Source organism: Novosphingobium meiothermophilum (genome assembly GCF_003171715.1).
In the GTDB taxonomy this organism is placed as follows: Bacteria; Pseudomonadota; Alphaproteobacteria; order Sphingomonadales; family Sphingomonadaceae; genus Novosphingobium; species Novosphingobium meiothermophilum.
In genome coordinates this window covers 99,977-118,371 of record NZ_QGHL01000007.1, presented here as the reverse complement: position 1 = coordinate 118,371, position 18,395 = coordinate 99,977, and the positions used below count along the sequence as shown (strand labels likewise).

The 18,395-nt window shown below is 67.1% G+C and carries 13 protein-coding genes and 1 tRNA gene; 9 read left to right on the top strand and 5 right to left on the bottom strand.

What is annotated here, in order from left to right; translation table 11 throughout:
- Window positions 1-7 precede the first annotated feature (7 nt).
- On the bottom strand, window positions 8-658 hold the full coding sequence (locus tag DKM43_RS04765; RefSeq protein ID WP_109797346.1) for a PadR family transcriptional regulator: 651 nt from the start codon (window positions 656-658) through the stop codon (window positions 8-10).
- Between the two features lie 99 nt (window positions 659-757).
- On the opposite strand from DKM43_RS04765, the gene DKM43_RS04760 reads away from it, so the two are divergent.
- The 3 genes from DKM43_RS04760 to DKM43_RS04750 all read left to right on the top strand — a co-directional run bounded on the left by DKM43_RS04760 (window position 758) and on the right by DKM43_RS04750 (window position 3,133).
- Window positions 758-2,077, top strand: coding sequence for a replication-associated recombination protein A (locus tag DKM43_RS04760; protein ID WP_109797345.1), 1,320 nt, complete (start codon window positions 758-760; stop codon window positions 2,075-2,077).
- Between the two features lie 10 nt (window positions 2,078-2,087).
- A complete protein-coding gene (locus DKM43_RS04755) occupies window positions 2,088-2,960 on the top strand; it encodes a hypothetical protein (RefSeq protein ID WP_109797344.1) in 873 nt (290 codons plus the stop codon).
- A 98-nt stretch (window positions 2,961-3,058) separates the two neighbouring features.
- Window positions 3,059-3,133, top strand: a tRNA-Thr gene (locus DKM43_RS04750).
- 46 nt (window positions 3,134-3,179) lie between these two features.
- Here the strand turns inward: DKM43_RS04750 and DKM43_RS04745 are convergent.
- Genes DKM43_RS04745 through DKM43_RS04735 form a run of 3 tightly spaced genes read right to left on the bottom strand, consistent with a single transcriptional unit; the run spans window position 3,180 to window position 8,757 of the window.
- Entirely contained in the window at window positions 3,180-4,586 is a 1,407-nt protein-coding gene (locus tag DKM43_RS04745; protein ID WP_109797343.1) for an efflux transporter outer membrane subunit, read from the bottom strand.
- Window positions 4,583-7,666 (bottom strand): efflux RND transporter permease subunit, encoded by a 3,084-nt coding sequence (locus tag DKM43_RS04740; protein ID WP_109797342.1) that lies wholly within the window; start codon window positions 7,664-7,666, stop codon window positions 4,583-4,585. The genes DKM43_RS04745 and DKM43_RS04740 overlap by 4 nt, the downstream gene beginning before the upstream one ends.
- Window positions 7,663-8,757, bottom strand: coding sequence for an efflux RND transporter periplasmic adaptor subunit (locus DKM43_RS04735; RefSeq protein ID WP_145960471.1), 1,095 nt, complete (start codon window positions 8,755-8,757; stop codon window positions 7,663-7,665). Before DKM43_RS04735 ends, DKM43_RS04740 begins: the two co-directional genes overlap by 4 nt.
- Window positions 8,758-8,882: 125 nt before the next feature.
- Here DKM43_RS04735 and DKM43_RS04730 point away from each other — a divergent pair, with 125 nt between their 5' ends.
- The 6 genes from DKM43_RS04730 to tenA all read left to right on the top strand — a co-directional run bounded on the left by DKM43_RS04730 (window position 8,883) and on the right by tenA (window position 17,415).
- A complete protein-coding gene (locus DKM43_RS04730; RefSeq protein WP_201739783.1) occupies window positions 8,883-9,491 on the top strand; it encodes a TetR/AcrR family transcriptional regulator in 609 nt (202 codons plus the stop codon).
- 129 nt (window positions 9,492-9,620) lie between these two features.
- Window positions 9,621-10,769: a 4-hydroxyphenylpyruvate dioxygenase gene (gene hppD, locus DKM43_RS04725; RefSeq protein ID WP_109797339.1), complete on the top strand. Its 1,149-nt coding sequence runs from the start codon at window positions 9,621-9,623 to the stop codon at window positions 10,767-10,769.
- Window positions 10,766-11,308, top strand: a complete 543-nt coding sequence (locus DKM43_RS04720; protein ID WP_109797338.1) for a VOC family protein — start codon at window positions 10,766-10,768, stop codon at window positions 11,306-11,308. Before hppD ends, DKM43_RS04720 begins: the two co-directional genes overlap by 4 nt.
- 96 nt (window positions 11,309-11,404) lie before the next feature.
- Window positions 11,405-14,350, top strand: coding sequence for a M16 family metallopeptidase (locus DKM43_RS04715; RefSeq protein ID WP_236632388.1), 2,946 nt, complete (start codon window positions 11,405-11,407; stop codon window positions 14,348-14,350).
- A gap of 172 nt (window positions 14,351-14,522) precedes the next feature.
- Window positions 14,523-16,736 (top strand): TonB-dependent receptor, encoded by a 2,214-nt coding sequence (locus tag DKM43_RS04710; protein ID WP_236632387.1) that lies wholly within the window; start codon window positions 14,523-14,525, stop codon window positions 16,734-16,736.
- 16 nt (window positions 16,737-16,752) lie between these two features.
- The gene (gene tenA / locus DKM43_RS04705; RefSeq protein WP_109797337.1) at window positions 16,753-17,415 is read left to right on the top strand and encodes a thiaminase II; all 663 of its coding nucleotides are present in this window, start codon (window positions 16,753-16,755) and stop codon (window positions 17,413-17,415) included.
- 18 nt (window positions 17,416-17,433) lie between these two features.
- Here the strand turns inward: tenA and DKM43_RS04700 are convergent, their stop codons facing one another.
- Window positions 17,434-18,369, bottom strand: coding sequence for an MBL fold metallo-hydrolase (locus tag DKM43_RS04700; RefSeq protein ID WP_236632386.1), 936 nt, complete (start codon window positions 18,367-18,369; stop codon window positions 17,434-17,436).
- Window positions 18,370-18,395 lie beyond the last annotated feature (26 nt).

Genomic DNA, 18,395 nt, shown 5'->3' with positions numbered 1-18,395 from the left:
AGCTGCATCAGAGCCGTTCGATCCGCCGCGCCGCATCGTCGAGAATATCGGCAATGGCCAGCGCGGTATCCTTGTCGAAGTCCTGCGCCATGGCGCGGTTGCGCAGCACGGTGTGAAGGTTGCCAATGGCGCGGCGCACCGGCGGGCTTTCGGCACGATCGCGTTCTTCGCCCAGCGCCTTGAGCCGGGCAAGAATGGCATCGAGTTCGGCGTCCTTCCCGGCCAATTCCGCCCTGCCCGCACCGGTTGCGGCAAACGCCTTGCGCGGTCCTTCGCTCGCTTCCTCCAGCGCCAGCCCTTCATCCACCAGCAGGCTGAGCGTGGGATAGACCACGCCCGGACTGGGTGCATATTCGCCCCCTGTCAGATCGCTGATGGCACGGATCAGATCATAACCATGGCGCGGCTGCTCGGCGATCAGATGGAGCAGGAGCAGCCGCAGTTCGCCGCCCGCAAACATGCGCCCCCCACGGGGCCCGCCCCGGTGCCCGCCTCCGCGCGGCCCGCCGCCATGGCCGCCGCCTCTTCCCCGGCGGCCACCAAATCCGTGGCCGTCATCGCCATGTTCCCCAAAGCGTCCGCCGAAGCGTCCGCCCTTCATCGCCATGATCTTCATGGCATGTCGACCACCGCACGGGCGGCCTTGTTCGAATTGCATGTGCATACATCCTTTCATGATGCGTCTAAGATATATCTTTTTAGGCGGATTGCAAGAGGCCCGTGCATTTTTTGCCAGCGCCGCCTATTTCAGCCGCGCATGGCCGACCTTTTCGCCCCTCCTCCGCAGGACCAGCCGCCACCTCAGGCAGGGGCGCAGGCGCCGCTGGCCGACCGGCTGCGTCCGCGCGATCTTTCGCAGGTGATCGGACAGGACCACCTGACCGGGCCGGATGGCGCCATCGGGCGTATGGTGGCCGCGGGCAAGCTGACCTCGATGATCCTGTGGGGGCCGCCGGGCACCGGCAAGACCAGTATCGCGCGCCTCCTCGCCGAGGCGGTGGACATGCGCTATGTGGCTATCAGCGCGGTCTTTTCCGGCGTGGCGGACCTGAAGAAGGCCTTTGCCGAAGCCGAGGCCATGGCGCTTGCCGGTCGGCGGACGCTGCTGTTCGTTGACGAGATCCACCGCTTCAACCGCGCGCAGCAGGATGGTTTCCTGCCCTTCGTGGAGAACGGCACGGTCACGCTGGTGGGCGCAACGACAGAGAATCCGTCCTTCGCGCTCAACGCCGCGCTGCTCAGCCGCGCGCAGGTGCTGATCCTGCACCGGCTTGATGCGGCGGCGCTGGGCACGCTGCTGAACCGGGCCGAGGAGATCACGGGGCTTCGGCTGCCGCTTACCCCGCCCGCGCGCGAGGCGCTGGTGGCATCGGCCGACGGCGACGGGCGGTTCCTGCTCAATCAGGCGGAAATGCTGTTCGACGTTTCGCTTCCCGCCCCGCTTGATCCCGAAGGACTGGGCAGGTTCCTGATGCGGCGCGTGGCGGTTTACGACAAGGACCGCGAAGGCCATTACAACCTCATCTCCGCGCTGCACAAGGCGGTGCGCGGGTCCGATCCGCAGGCCGCGCTCTATTACATGGCACGGATGCTGGTGGCAGGCGAAGAGCCGCTCTACGTGCTGCGGCGGCTGGTGCGCATGGCGGTGGAGGATATCGGCATGGCCGATCCGCAGGCGCTGGTGCAATGCCTTGCAGCCAAGGACGCCTATGCGTTTCTGGGCAGCCCGGAAGGCGAACTGGCGATCGTGCAGGCGCTGCTTTATGTGGCGAGCGCGCCCAAATCCAACGCGGCCTACATGGCGCACAAGGCGGCGTGGAAATCGGCGCGCGAGACCGGATCGCTGATGCCGCCTGCCCATATCCTCAATGCACCCACAAGGCTGATGAAGGACATCGGTTACGGCAAGGACTATGCCTATGACCACGATGCCGAAGACGGCTTTTCAGGTGCGGACTACTGGCCCGAAGGAATGGCGCCGCAAACCTACTACGAACCGGTCGAGCGCGGCTTCGAGCGCGAGGTGCGCAAGCGGCTGGAATGGTGGGACAGAAAACGCCGCGAACGGCAGGGTTGATGCCGCAACGATGACGCCCGATCGCTTCGGACATTTCCTTGCCATTGACTGGTCGGGCGCGGCGGGCGAACGGCACCGGGGCATCGCGCTTGCCATGACGAGGCGCGGCGACGACACGCCGCAGATCGTGCGGCCCGGCCATCGCTGGTCACGCACGGAAGTGCTGGACTTTCTGCGCGAGGATGTCCCCGCCGATACGCTGGTGGGCGTGGATCTTGGCATTTCGCTGCCGTTTGCCGATGGGGGCGCGTTCTTTCCCGGCTGGCCCGCAAGCCCGGCCAGCGCGCGCGAGCTGTGGGCCATGATCGACGCGATCTGCGCCGATGAACCGCATCTGGGCGTTTCGGCCCTGGTCGACCATCCCGAACTGTGTGCCTGGTTCCGCAGGCACGGCGGGCGCGAGGGCGCACATTTCGGCGGGGGCAAGGGCCGCCTTCGCGTGACCGAACACGCCCAGCAGCAGATGGGATGCCAGCCCTATTCCAACTTCAACCTGGTGGGGGCTGCGCAAGTGGGCAAATCCAGCCTTTCGGGAATGCGGATGCTGCACCGGCTGGGACCGGCCGTGGCGGTCTGGCCGGTTGACCCGCTGCCACCGCAAGGGCCGGTTGTGTGCGAGATTTACACCACCATTGCCGCGATGGCCGCAGGTCGCAGCGCGGGCCGGTCGAAGATGCGCAGCGCCGCCGAACTCGATGCGGCGCTTCATGCGTTGGGCTGCGCGCCTTCGGGGCTGGCAGGCCCGCTCGACGATCACACCTGCGATGCCATGGTGACGGCGGCATGGCTGCGCCGCGCCGCCAGCGATGCGCGGCTGTGGGCCCCGCGTGAGCTGACCCCCGCCATTGCCCGCACCGAAGGATGGACGTTTGGCGCCCGCTAGGCGGAGCAACTTGGCCGGAGCCATTTGAGCGGGGCCTTTTGATCGGCCCCTTGTGAAGCGCGCCGACCGGCGCTAGGGAACGCGGCGACGCAATCTGGGCCGGCTTAGCACAGCGGTAGTGCAGCGGTTTTGTAAACCGAAGGTCGGGGGTTCGATCCCCTCAGCCGGCACCATGACAGCTTGGCGTCTGCGTCCTTCCGACAGACCCACCCACAAGGTTCAGTCCACCGGCAGGGCCAGTGCCCGCGCGGCAGCCACCACCGCCAATGCGCGCTGGCCGCGTGCGGCGGCAAGGCGCAGTTCGCATTGCGCAAGCGCGCTGGCCGAAAGGCTGAGGGCATCGCGGCTGATGGCCCCGGTGCGAAAAGCCGCGGCATCGCGCGCGTGCGCCTTGCGGCTGAGCGCGGTTTCAGCTTCGGCGCGGGCCAGCGCTTCGTGCGAGGCGGCAAGCGCGGCATGGGCGGTTTCGACATCGGCGGTGGCGCGCAGGACCGTTTCCCGATAAGCGGCCAGCATTTCGCGCGTGCGGCCGCGCGCGGCCTTTACCTGCGCATCGATGCGGCCGAAATCGAACAGGCGCCAGCGCAATCCCGCCGCCCCCTGCACCGCCACCGAATCGCCGGAAACAAGGTTGCCGAAAACGTTGCTTTGCAGGCCGAGAAGACCGCTGATCGAAAGGCTGGGCCAGTATTCCGCCAAAGCCGCGCCGATCCCCGCGTTTGCGGCAATGAGCCGGGCCTCAGCCGCGGCTACATCAGGACGTGCCGCCAGCACGGCGGCAGGCACACCGGCCAGCGGATCGGGCGCGGCAAAGGCAAATCCGCCCGCAAGATCAGGCGGAAGCGAGGGCGAGTGGCCTGACAGGACGGCAATCTGGCTGCGCTCCTGCTCAATTCGCGCAGCAAGATCGGGCAGGCTTGCGGCAGCCTGTTCGGCAAGGGCGGAGAGGCGCTCCTGCTCGGCCAGGGATGCCGCGCCCGCGCCAAGCCGCGCCGCGCCGATCCTTTCGCGCAGGCGCGCGTCATCGACCAGCGCCGCAACGGCCCTGTGCTGCGCCTCGGCCACGCGCAGACGGAAATAGGCCGCCGCCAGTTCGGCGCTGACGGCAAGGCGGGCGGCAGCCACCCCGGCAGCGGCCTCGGCAAGACCGGCGCGAGCGGCCTCCTCGCGTCGGCGCAGGCCGCCTGCGAGATCGAGATCCCACGAGGCGCTGACCGTGACCGCGCCGTTGTTCACGGTGCGCGGCAGATCGGGCACGAAGCGCGAAAGCTGGCCGATCCCGGCATTGAGCGACTGTTGCGCACGAGCGGCGGTGGCGCCCGCCTCGGCCGCTGGCAGGCGCGCCGCACCTGTGCCGCGCAAGGCCGCGCGCGCCTGATCGAGCCGGGCCAGTGCCTGTTCGACCGAGAGGTTGCCCGCCAGAGCCTCGCGCTCAAGCCGGGCGAGCACGGGATCGCCGAACGCCTCCCACCACGGCGCCTTTGCGGCCGCGCCGCCATTCGCGGGTGCGCGCCACGCCGGGGCGACAGGCAGTTCGGGCGCGACATAGTCCGGCCCGGCGGTGCAGGCGCCAAGCACAAGCGCAAGAAGTGGCAGCGCGTGTCGATGCAGGGCGGAAGGGATCATGCCAAGGCTCCTTCCATTGCCGGAGCGGACGGTTCGGGTGCCTTTCCGGGGGCCAGCAGGAGATACATGACCGGCGTGGCGATGCGCGCCAGCACGGTGGAGGAAATCAGCCCGCCGATCATGGCGATGGCCATGGGAGAAAACAGGCCGCTGTTGTCGATCGCCAGCGGCAGCAGACCACCGATGGCCGTTACCGAGGTCAGCAGGACAGGCAGGAAGCGCAGTTCTCCCGCCTTCTCCACCGCAGCGCGCACCGGCAGACCTTCGCGTTCAAGCTGCTGGGTGAAATCGACAAGGAGGATGGAGTTCTTGATCTCGATGCCCACCAGCGCAATCAGCCCGACCGCCGCTGTGAACGAGAGCGAATTGCCCGTGATCCACAGTGCGACGACCGCGCCCAGAAAGCCGAAGGGAACGATGCCCGCCACAACCGCCACCGTGCGGAAGCGCCCGAACTCCAGCACCAGCACCGCAAGGATGCCGAGCGAGGAAATGACGATGGCCGGAACCAGCCCCGCAAAGCTGCGCGAGGAGCTTTCCGCCTCGCCGCCAAGGGTGATGGCATAGCCGGGCGGAAGATCAAGCGCGGCCGTGACCTTGTCGAGCACCTGCGCCGTGGCTTTCGAGACAAGCACGCCCGGTTCGACATAGGCAGTGAGCGTGACCATGCGCGCGCGGCGGATACGGTCGATGCGGGCCGGTTCGGAACGCAGTTCCATGGCGGCAAGCGCCACAAGCGGCGCGCTGGCGCCATTGCGGGTAGGCACGTAGATGCTGCCAAGCTGGCCCAGATCGTTGCGGCCCGCATTGGGCAGGCGAACGGTGACACCGAAGTCATCGCCATCGGCATCGCGGAAATTGGCAACCGTGGCGCCCGAAAGGCCGATCTGCACCGCATCGCGGATCGCGCCCGGCGTGGCGCCCAATGCGGCGGCGGCGTTCTGATCGATGGCGAGGTGCAGGTCGGTGCGCGGCTGGCGCAGCGGGTTGCCGATATCCCGCACGCCCGGAACCGAAGCCATGGCGGTTTCTGCCTTGCGCGCCAGAACGGCAAGCCGCGCCACATCTGGCCCGGATATGCGCACCACGATGGGCGCTTCGCTTTCCGGCCCGTTGACGAAGGTGACAATGCTGATGCGCGCGCCCGGATAGGCATCGAAGCGGCGGCGCAGATCGGCCAGCAGCGCATCGGACCTGCCCGGCTCCCACTTGTGGAGACCCACGCCCACCTCGCCAAAGGCCGGATCGGTCTCGCGCTGGGGGACGTTGTAGTAGAGTTGCGGATTGCCGCGCCCGACATTGGCCGATGTCCAGCGCACTTCGGGGCGGCTGGCCAGCACCTGCTCCACCCAGCGCACCGCCTGATCGGTGCGGCGCTGTGCGGTGCCCTGCGGCATTTCAACGCGCACGAGGAACTGCGGAGTTTCGGCAGGCGGAAACAGGCTTGAACCGATCACCTTGACCAGCGGCAGCGACAGCACGCAGACCAAGAGCAGGCCGATGATCCAGCGCCGCGGCCGGTCAAGCGCGCGGTGCAGGACCGGCCCGTAGAAGCGCTGGATGCCGCGCTGCACGGCTTGCAGGATGCGGTTGCCTTCGGGATGTTCATGCCGCGACAGCATGACCCGCGCGGCCAGCGGGGTTATGGCGAACGCCACGATGAGCGAGCCGATGACCGTGGCAATGACGGCGACGGGCAGCGAGCGGATGAACTCGCCCGATGCTTCGGGCAGGGCCAGCAGCGGCACGAACGCGAAGATGAGGCAGGCCGTGCAGCCCACCACCGCCAGCGCAATCTGCCCGGTTCCCTGCACCACGGCGGTTGCGCGATCGGCCCCTTCGCGCAACCAGCGGGCGATGTTTTCCACCACCACGATGGCATCATCGACCAATATGCCCAGCGCCAGCACGAAGCCCGATATGGCAAGCTGGTTCAGCGTGAAGCCGAGCGCGGCGAGGATGGCCACGCCGATCAGCAGCGAGAGCGGTATGGCGATCATCACCACGCCTGCAGCGCGCAGGCCCAGCGGCAGCAGGGTGATGCTGACGAGCAGCAGCGCGATGGTGAAATCGCGCGTCAGCCCGCCTAGCCGGTGGCGCACATTGTCGGACTGGTCGAAGCCGCGCTCAAGCCTGACCCCGCCGGGCAGCGTGCGCTCAAAGGCATCGAGTTCGGCCGCGATGGCGCGCGAGAGGCGCGTGACGTCCTGATCCTTGCCTTGCGTGGCAGTGACAAGCAGGGCGCGCTTGCCGTTGAAGCGGGTGATGTGATCGGGATCATCCTGCGCCCAGCCAACGCTGGCGACATCCCCCACGCGCAGCACGCGCCCCTCGCCCGCGACGACCGGGACGGCCGCAAGGTCATCCGGGCTGCGGAAGGCGCCGCCGTATTTCACGGTAAAGCGCCGGTCGCCGGCATGGACGGCCCCCACCGGGGTTTCGCGACCCGCGCTGCGCACCGCATCGGCCACGGCGGCAGGCGAAAGCCTGAGCGCGGCAAGACGCGCCATATCGAGCGAGACGCGCATCTCGGTGCGGCCTGCGCCCCAATACTTCGCCTCGTTGATGCCGGGGATCGTGCCCAGACGTTCGCGCAGGCGGTCTGCCAGCTTCTCCAGCCGCCGCATGGGCAGACGCTCGCTGACGAGCGCCACTTCGACGATCGAGACATTGATCGGCCGTCCGCGCACGACATCGAGCCGCTGCAAGCCCGCCGGCAGGCTTGAACGCAGCGCGGTGACTTCGCGCGTGAGCCGGTCATAGCCGCTTTCAGGATCGGTGCCCCAGTTCAGTTCCACCCGCGTGACCGAAAGGCCATCGCTGCTGCGCGAGCGCACTTCGCGGATACCATCGAGGCGATAGACCGCATCCTCGACCGGGCGCGTCACGAGTTCTTCGATCTCTGACGGGGATGCCCCCGGCAGAACCGCATTGACGACGAAGATCGGCGGATCAAGCTGCGGATCCTCGGTGCGCGGGATGGCGAAGAAGGCGGCCAGGCCCAGCGCAGCAAGCAGCACCGCGCCCAGCAGCGTGAACTGCCATCGCGCCAGAGCGAAGGCGGCAGGGTTGAAGCTCATTGCCCGTCCACCCGCACTTTCTGGCCATCGCGCACGAAACCCGCGCCCGCAGTGATGACACGGGCATTGGCAGGCAGGCCCGACACGCGCAGCGCTTCACCGGCAAAGCCGTGCAGCGCCACGCCCGTGCGGCGGGCGACGGAACTTGCCGGATCGACGACGAAGACATGGCCACGCGCGCCGTCGGCATCGACCAGCGCCTCGGCGGGAATGAGGACAGGATTGCCCGCAGCTGCGGACGGCAGGGGATTGGCCGGAAGAGCCGCGCTGCCGGTAAGCCCGCTGGCAAGGCGCGTGCCCGCTGGCAGGCGAATGTCGATCAGGATTGTCCCGGAGGCGGGATCGGCCGCGCTGCCCTTGCGCATCACTGTGCCGACCAGCTTCTGCCCCTGCGCCAGCGTCACCGGAACCGCGGCGCCGATGGCCAGTCCTGCGGCAACCGAGGGTGCCACCGCCGCGCGCGCCAGCAGGGGAGAACCCGTATCGGCCAGACGCGCAACGGGTTCGCCGGGAGAAACGGTCTCGCCGATCTCGTGCAGGCGTTCGAGCACGACCCCGGCAAAGGGCGCGCGGGCAGTGGTCGAGGCGCGATCATAGCGCGCCGCCGCAAGGCTGGCGCGCGCCGCGGCAAGCGCGCTGTCGGTATCATCGCGCTGGGCTTCGGAAATGGCGCCTTCGGGCAGGAGTGTGACATTGCGGCGTGCGGCGCGTTCAAGCCGGGCCACATCCGCGGCCGCGCGCGCCTCGGCCGCGGCGAAGAGAGTGGGCGTGATGGCTGCGATTACCGCCCCTTGCGCCACGCGGTCTCCGGCGCGGACGGGCACCGCCGAAAGCGTGCCGCCAAGGCGCAGCGCAATCGTGGCCTCGCGGTCATAGACAAGGCGCACGGGGAACTTTGCGGCATCGCCCGCCGCGCCGCCCGCACCCCCGCCCCCGCCCGGCACCTGCGGGACGACGGCCTCGACCGCGAGCGGTGCAGGTTCGGCCGACTGGGGAGCACCACCGCATCCGGCAGTCAGGAGAAAGAGCAAGGCCGCAACAGCTGCGGGGCCACTTACGCGGGGGGTGACACGGTGCTGCTTCGCGCGCATCAGGTTCGACTCCGCAACCTATCAGTGATAGCCTATCGATGATAGGTTGACGCGGGTTCGTCAAGAGAGGAAACAGGGCCATGGCAGAAAGGGCGCAGCGCAGACGAACCAGGACGGCATCCGGCTTGGAACCGGCCAATGGCGCTGCCCATCGAGCAGGGCGCGTGGCAGACCGGCGCGAGCAGATCCTTGACGAAGCGCAGCGCCTGTTTCTGGAGCACGGGCTGGATGGCGTGACCACCCGCCAGATCGCCAAGGCCGTAGGGATCAGTCAGCCATCGCTCTACGCCCACTTCCCCAACCGGGATGCGATTGCGGTGGAACTGTGCGTGCGCGCCTTCCGCCTCCTGGAAGAGCGCCTGGTGGCGGTTGACGACAGCGTGGCAGGGGCGGAACGGCTGCGCCAGTTGTGCCGGGCCTATATCGCTTTCGGGCTGGAGCAGCCTGCGGCCTACCGCGTCGCCTTTGTTGCCGACATGGCGGTTGACAACGAAAGCGGCGTGCATCGGGGGCTGGATGCAGGGCTGGCCGCCTTTGCGGTGGTGCGCCGGGCGTTTGGCGCAGTCCACACCGATCCGGCCCGCGCCGAAATGGCGGCCCAATCGGTCTGGGCGGGGATTCACGGGCTGGTCACGATCCTGCACACGCGGCCGGAGTTTCCCTTTGTTGACAGGCAATCGCTGATCGAAGCCCACATCGAACGGCTGCTTGGCCCCGAACTGCGCGGCGGCTGAGATGAAATCTTTCTCCTGCGTGAGGCATTGGGGGCAGACAACACGCACCGAATCTGGTATAAACTGAAACCAGTTTAGGCGGGCCGATCAGCATGGCTCCGCCCCACACCACCCGCCGGGAGAGCACCTTTGACCAAGACTCAGGCCGCAACCGACCTGTTCGAGAACCCCTTGGGCCTGGACGGCTTCGAGTTCATCGAGTTTTCCGCACCTGAACCGGGCCTGCTGGAACCGGCATTCCGGCGCATGGGCTTCACCCACATTGCCAACCACCGTTCCAAGGCGGTGCAATTGTGGCGGCAGGGTGGGATCAACCTCATCGCCAATTACGAGCCGCGCAGCCCGGCCGCCTATTTCGCGGCCGAACACGGGCCATCGGCCTGCGGCATGGGCTGGCGCGTGCGCAATGCGGCGCGGGCCTATGCGCTGGCGCTGGAACGCGGGGCCGAGCCGGTGGAAGTGCGCACCGGCCCCATGGAATTGCGCCTGCCCGCCATTCGGGGCATCGGCGGCGCGATCATCTATCTGATCGACCGCTATGAAGGCGCGCCGCAGGGCGATCTTTCGATCTACGACATCGACTTCGAATATCTGCCCGGCGTGGACCGGCATCCCGTGGGCGCGGGCTTTCACACCATCGATCACCTCACCCACAACGTCTATGGCGGGCGGATGGCGCACTGGGCCGCGTTCTACGAGCGCGTGTTCGGTTTCCGCGAAATCCGCTATTTCGACATCAAGGGCGAATATACCGGCCTCACCAGCCGCGCCATGACCGCGCCCGACGGCAAGATCCGCATTCCCCTGAACGAGGAAGCCCGCACAGGATCGAACGGGGCCGGGAGTGGACAGATCGAGGAGTTCCTGCGCGCCTACAACGGCGAGGGCATCCAGCACATTGCCTTTGCCTGCGACGATCTGATCGGCGGGTGGGACAGGCTGAAGGCGCTGGGCACGCCGTTCATGTCGCCGCCGCCCGATACCTATTACGAAATGCTCGACGAGCGGCTTCCCGGCCATGGCGAGCCGGTCGCCGAATTGCAGCGGCGCGGCATCCTGCTGGATGGTTCCACCCGAAAGGGCGATCCGCGCCTGCTGTTGCAGATCTTTTCGGAAACCCAGATCGGGCCGGTGTTCTTCGAGTTCATCCAGCGCAAGAAGGATGAAGGCTTTGGCGAAGGAAACTTTACCGCACTGTTCGAATCGATGGAGCGCGACCAGTTGCGCCGGGGCGTGCTGAAACCCGACGAGGCCGCCGCGCCGGAGACTGCACAATGATCCCGCAGATCAAGCGCATCCATCATGTCGCCTATCGCTGCCGCGACGCGAAGGAAACGGTGGAATGGTATGAGCGGATCATGGGCATGCGCTATACCAATGCCTTTGCCGAGGATACGGTTCCCTCAACCGGCGCGCATGATCCCTACATGCACGTGTTTCTTGATTGCGGGGGCGGCAATGTGCTGGCCTTCTTCGAGCTGCCGGGCCAGCCGGAAATGGGCCGCGATCCCAATACCCCGGCGTGGGTGCAGCATCTTGCCTTCGAGGTGGAGGACGAGGCCGCGCTGCTTGCGGCCAAGGCGCATCTCGAAGCACACGGCATCGACGTGCTGGGGCCGACATGGCACGGCATCTTCAAGTCGATCTATTTCTTCGATCCCAATGGGCACCGGCTTGAACTGGCGTGCAACATCGGCACGCCCGAACAATATGCCGAACTGGCGCAAGTGGCGCCCGTCATGCTGGAGGAATGGAGCCGGACGAAGCGCGCCCCGCGCCACGCGGCATGGCTGCACAAGGAACCCGCCGCCGATTGAGAGCGCGGCCGGTTGCTTCAATTGCCGATCGGCAATGCAGGCAGTGACCGATCGACGGCATTGCGCATCACCGCCCAAGCGGGCAGACCTGCGGTGATGATCTTGCCCCGCCGGATTGCCACCTTTCTCGCCCTTGCCCTTCTCGCCGCGCCGGGCCTTGGCGGATGCACGGGGGCACCGGACCGCATTCCATCGGCTGAGGCGAAACCCGCCCCGCCCATGGCCGCCGCTGCCCCGGCAGATTCCCCGGCAAGGGACTGGGCCTTCGAGGGCAGCGACCTTCCCCCCGATCCGGATTTCCGCTTCATCCGGCTGGACAACGGCATGCGCGTCATCGTGCGGCGCAACGCGACACCGCCCGGCACAGCGCTGGTGCGGCTGAACATTGCCACCGGATCGCTGCACGAGCGCGAGGACGAACGCGGCTTTGCCCACTTCGTCGAGCACATGGCCTTCAACGGATCGACCAGCGTGCCCGAAGGCGAGATGGTCCGCCTGCTGGAGCGCAGCGGGCTTTCCTTCGGCGCGGATACCAACGCCCAGACATCATTCGAGCACACGACCTACATGCTCGACCTGCCCCGCAGCGATCCCGCCTTGCTCGACACCGCACTGATGCTGATGCGCGAAACGGCCAGCGAACTGACCTTCAGCCCCGATGCCGTGGCGCGCGAACGCGGGGTGGTGCTGGCCGAACTGCGCGATGGCCAGGGCTGGCAGCGCGCCAATCTGGAAGCGCAGCTTGCCTTCTTCCACCCCGATGCCACCTATCGCCAGCGCCTGCCGATCGGCACCATCACGACGCTGGAGGCAGCCAGCGCTCCTGCCCTGCGCGCCTTCTGGGAGCGTGAATACGTGCCCGAAAAGGCGACACTGATCGTGGTAGGCGACTTTGACCCCGACGCGGTGGAGCAGGCCGTTCGCCAGCGCTTTTCCGATTGGCGGGCCCGCGCGGCCGCGCCGCGTCCGGATGAAGGACGGGTCGATCCGGGGCAGAAGCGGGCCAGCGCAATCTATCTGGACCCGTCCCTGTCGGAACGCGTCACCGTTTCCCGGCACGGCCCGTGGCTGGGCCAGCCCGACAGCGCCGAGGAGCGCCGCCGCGCCCTGCTGCGCCAGATCGGCTATGGCGCGATGAACCGCCGGTTCCAGCGCATGAGCCGCCTGATCGACCCGCCATTCCGGGGCGCCGGGCTTGGCACGAGCGAGGTTTTCCGCATCGGCCGCACCACCAACCTGATTGTCGATACCGTGGACGGTGGATGGGAACGCGGGCTTTCGGCTGCCGCAGCCACTTACGCACGCGCTCTCGCTCAAGGCTTTACCCAGGCCGAAATCGACGAGCAGGTGGCCAATATCCGCACCGCGCTGGAAAATGCGGCACGCGGCGCACAGACGCGCGCGCACGCCGCGCTTGTGGCCGCAGCCCTTGCGCTGGTCCGCGACGAGCAGGTGCCCACGACACCCCAATCGGGTCTGGAGCGCTTCAACCGCTATGCCGCCGCCATCACGCCGCAAGCCGTTCTTGCCGAATTGCGCGGCGAGCTTGTGCCGCTGGTCGATCCGCTGATCCGCTTTCAGGGGCGCCGATCCCCGAAGGGCGGCACGAAGGCGCTGCGGTCTGCATGGAACCGGGCCTTGCGCGCAAGGACGTCTGCCGAAGAGCCGCCTCCCAGCGCCCCCTTCGCCTATGAGAACTTCGGCCCGCCGGGCCGTGTGGTGGCGGACGTGCTGGAGCCGCATTTCCGCATCCGACAGGTGCGCTTTGCCAACAATGTGCTGCTGAACCTCAAGTATTCCTCGCTGGCGCAGGACCGCGTGGAAGTGCGCATCAACCTTGACGGCGGACGAATGCTCGACAGCCGCGACAATCCGCTTGCCACCGAACTGGTGAGCAGCCTGCCGCGCGGCGGCCTTGGCCAGCACAGCGAGGACGACCTGCAAAGCCTGCTCGCGGGCCGCTCGGTCAGTCTGGGCCTTGGCGCCACAGGCGATACCTTTGCCACGGGCACGACCACCACGCCGCGCGATCTGGCACTGCAATTGCAGCTCTGGGCCGCGCTGCTGACCGATCCGGGATACCGGCGCGAAGGCGAAGTGCTCTACCGGCAGAACATCGTGAACAGCTTTGCCCGGCTGCGCTCTTCACCGGGTGCGGCGCTTGGCAACCAGATCGGCGCCATCCTTTCCGATGGTGATCCGCGCTTCACGCTGCAATCGCTCGATCGCTATACTGCGCTGACGTTCGACAAGCTGCGCGCCGACATTGGTGAGCGGTTGCGCCATGGCGCCATCGAAATCGCGGTGGTGGGCGATATCGACGAAAGCGCCGTGATCGATGCGGTGGCTCGCACCTTCGGCGCGCTGCCTGAGCGCGAGGCGGGCTTCCGCGATTATGAGGCAGAGCGCGAACGCCCCTTCACCGCGCGGCGCGGCCCGGTGGTGCTGCGCCACGCAGGCGAACGCAATCAGGCCATCGTGCGCCACGTCTGGCCAACGCGCGACGACAGCGATCTGGAAGAAACCGTCACGCTTGCCCTGCTGGCCGAAGTGGCGGGAATCGAACTGATCGAGACACTGCGCGAGAAGCTGGGCAAAGCCTATAGCCCCGCGGCCGCCAGCAGCCCAAGCCGGGTCTGGCGTGGCTATGGCACCTTCATGATGAATGCGTCGGTCGATCTGGCCGACGTTCAGGCCGTGCGCGCCGCGCTGGCCGAGACGGCACGGCAACTGATGGACAGCCCGATCGACGCGGACCTTCTCCAGCGCGCCCGCGCGCCGATGATCGAGCGCATGGAAAACGCGCTCAAGACCAACGCGGGCTGGATGTCGCTGGTGGAACGCGCACAGGGCGATCCTGCAAGCCTTGTGCGGGCGCGCAGGGCAAGAGCGGTTCTCGAAGCGCTCGTCCCGGCCGATCTTCAGGCCGCGGCACGGCGCTATCTCGCGCCGGAGCAGGCGGTGCAACTGGTGGTGGTGCACGACGAGGCAGCCCTTCCGCCGGATCTGGCCGGCGCCGAGCCGGGCGTATCGCAGCACTGAGCCACGGTGCGGCCTGCTTGACGAAGCGTGCCGTCAGGGTCTATCGGCCCGCGCATCAACCCACGGGGTGTCTTGGTGCCACCAAGGCTGAGAGGCGCGTCGGGAACAGTCCGGTTCCTTGCCTGCCAACCCGCGAACCTGATCCGGTTCATACCGGCGGAGGAATAGGGCCATGCGCAAGCACGCCACACGTATATCCATCGTTTCGCCTGCCCGCCTGCTGGCGGCGTCATCGCTTGCCCTGATGGCGGCAAGCCTCATCCCCGCAACGGCGCGCGCCGCCGACGCGGATGCCGCAGATGCTACCACCGCGCAAACCGGCGTCGACATTGTCGTTACCGCACGAGGGCGCACCGAAAGCCTGCTGAAAGTGCCGGACACGATCACCGTGTTCAACCGTGACGACGTGCCCGCGCTGCGGCTTGAGACGATCGACGATGTGATCGCGGTGACACCCGGCGTCTTCATCATCAACGATCAGGATCCCGGCACCAATCTCATCTCGATCCGCGGGGTATCGACCAATCGCAACCAGGCCCCTTCGATTGCCTATATCGTCGATGGGCTGGCACTGGCCGATCCCGAACTGTTCACGCTGCGCACTTATGATCTAGCCCGCATCGAAGTGCTCAAAGGACCGCAGGGCGCGCTGTTCGGCCGTTCGGCATCGGGCGGGATCATCAACATCACCACTGCCGATCCCGGCCCGCAGGCGGGCGGCGAGGCATCGCTGGGGCTTGGCAACGGGCTGACGGTGAACGCCGATGCCGCTTTCAACCTGCCTCTTTCTGATAAGGTGCAACTGCGCCTTGCCGGATCGCTGCGCGATACCGAAGGCTTCATCACCAACACCTTCCTGCGCCGGAAAGTGGACGGCTTCGTGACCCGCAACCTGCGCGCCAAGCTGCGCGCCGAGCTTGACGAGGCAACGGTGTTGAAGCTGCGGCTTGGCTGGGCGAACGAGGATGGCGGCGCGGCGTTCATCTCGTCGGGCAATGTCACCGGGCAGTTCGGCGGGCGGCTGGCAGGCGCGGCACTGACCGAGCCTTTCGGCGATTTCGAGGGCCGGGCATCGCGCGAATGGTGGGGTGTGCAGGCAACGCTTGAACACGAGACCACGGGCGGTCTGCGCATCTCGTGGACCGCCGGGCTTGACGACTACGCCAAGCAGTTCGTCGAGGAACTCGATTTCCGCAATGGCCCTGTCAGCGTTTTCGGGCAGGACTATCCCGATGGCCTTGCGCCGATTTCGCAGCCTGTGGGGATCAGGGCCTATACCACCGAACTGCGCCTGACCTCACCCGACGATCAGCGCCTGCGCTGGCTGGCCGGTGTTTTCGCGCAGCGGCTTGAGCGTGACCGGACCGATGATTTCGGCCCCTTGCTGGGCGGGTTCGAGCCGCAGCGCTGGGAAACCCGTTCAAACCAGATCGGGTTGTTCGGGCAGGTCAGCTACGATGTGGCGCCCACCTTCGAGGCGACGATGGCGCTGCGTTATGACCGCGACAGCCGAGCCGAACGCAACGTGGGTGCGGTATCGGGCACCCCGTTCGGGCAGCGCGCGCGGGTGTTCGAAAAGTGGCAGCCCAAGATTTCGCTCGCGTGGCGGCCGAGCAGCGATTTCACCGCCTACGTGACCGGGGCCATCGGCTTCAAGGCGGGCGGCTTCAACCCCGCGCCCTTCCCGCCGGTGGCCTATGACGAACAGTTCGCGGCAGAAACCACGCGGTCGATTGAGGCCGGCATCAAGACCGCGCTGGCCGATGGCCGGGTGCGGCTTTCGCTGGCGGGCTTCCTCACCGATTTCCGCAATTTCCAGAACACGGTGTTCTTCGGCAATTCCATCGTGTTCTCGGTGCCGCGCGTCAATGTGCGCGGGCTGGAAGCTGCCCTGGAGGCCGATCTTGGAGCAGGCTTCCGGCTGCAATCGGGCGCGGCTTATACACGCAGCCGGGTGGGCCGCTATCTGGTGCCCAACCCCACCCTCGAACCGGGCGAGCCGGACATTCTTGACCTTACCGGCAACCGCACCCCCAATGCACCCGACTGGACCGTGAACGGCGCGCTGGCCTGGCGCGGCGAGGCGGGCAAGGCCACCATCGATGCGCGGCTTGGCGTCAACTGGGTCAGCCGCGTCGATTTCGAGATCGACAACATCCTGCACACCCCCGGATATGCCTCGGTCGATACGCGGCTGGCGGCCACTGTCGGCCGGCTTACGCTTGACGTGTGGGCGCGCAATCTGTTCGACAAGCGCTGGGCGATTTCCGCCTTCGGGCAGCAGCAGTTGCCGCTGCTTCTGCTGATGCAGCCGGGCGGACCGTTCGACAGCTTCACCATCAATCCCGGCCGCCAGTTCGGCACCAGCGCCACCATCCGCTTCTGAAGGAGGAGGATCTGCCATGAGCTTCTGCAACGCGATCTGGGAAGAGATGCTGCCGGTGCGCCGCCAGATCCTTGACCTGCCGTTTCTCGCCGAACTGGCGCAGGGCACGCTGGAGCAGGACGCCTTTCGGCACTACATCGTGCAGGACAGCCTCTATCTTGGCGAATATGCCCGCGTGCTGGCGCTGGCCGCGGCCAAGGCGCCAACCGCGGCGGCGCGGGCGGAATGGTCTGACGGGGCCAAGGTTGCGGTGATGGTGGAGGAGAGCCTGCACCGATCCTACTTCGCCATGTTCGGGGTGGACGAGGCGCAAGTGCGGGCCGCAGAGCCAACGCCTGCCTGCCTTGGCTATTCCAGCTTCCTTGGCCATCTGGCCGCCACGCGCAGTTACGCTGAACTGGTGGCGGGCATCCTGCCATGCTTCTGGGTCTATTGGGAGGTGGGATGCGCGATCAAGCCCAAGGCCGCTTCGCCCAATCCCTACGCCGCATGGATCGATACCTATGCCACCCCGGAGTTCGGCGGCGCGACCGCGCGCGCGCGCGATCTGGTGGACGAGGCCGCCGCTGCCGCAACGCAGGAGACGCGCAGTGCCATGGCGCGCGCGTTCCGCACGGCGACGCGCTATGAATGGATGTTCTGGGATTCAGCCTACGCCCGCGCAGGCTGGCCGGTATAGCCGCGCGCGCGGGGAGGCTCAGAACCGGTCGAGATCCTTGGCGAGCGTGACCGGGCCGGAATAGGTTTTGCGCACCAGATCCACGATGGCGCTGAGCCGCTCAGGCCCAGCGGTGCCGCCCGCGAAATGCGTCACGACCAGCGCCTTTGCACCCGCGCGCCTGGCCAGAAGACCCACGTCCTTCGGGGTAAGGTGGTGAGTCGTCAGGTGCTGCACCAGATCGGCCTTGGCCTTTTCCGGCATGTTCGGCGAATTGCGCGCCACCGTTGCAAGCGTGGCGTCAATGTCGATCATCTCGCTGACCAGCAGATCAACCCCGCGGGCCAGCTTTTCCACCGCAGGCGAAGGCCCGGTATCGCCGGTGTAGAGGATCGAGCGATCTGGCAGATCGAACCGCAGGGACAACGACTTAAAGGCCCGGTCCTCGGCGCTGCCGGGGACGAAATCATAGTGGGTGTTCTGAACGGCGCGCACGTTCATGGTGCCGATCGTCCGGGTGAAGCCATCCCCCATCTCCACCACCTCGACCATGGCGGCAGGATCGTCCCAGGGCTGGCCGGGAATGCCATAGCCGGCGAGGGCCGCAGGCCGCATCGAGGCGACAATGCCCGCTACCAGTTCCCGCGTGCCGGGCGGTCCATAGACGACCAGCGGCACGGCAACCTTGGTCTGGTTGCGTAGACCGAGGATGGCCGAAAGTCCACCCGTGTGATCGACATGGAGGTGGCTGAGGAATACGGCCCGCACCTGCGGAAGCTGGAAACCAGCCTTCGCCAGTTGCTGCACCGTGCCATCACCTGCATCGACGATGTAGAGATCGCTGCCCGCAACGAGCAGGTTGGCCGGTTGCGATCGCTTGCCATCGGCAACCGGCCCACCCATCGTGCCCAGCGTGATGAATGCGCCGCCTTCGGCCACCGCGTCGCGCGCGATGGCCGAAGGCGTGCCCCCCACAAGAGCGAGCGCGCCAAGAGCGGTTC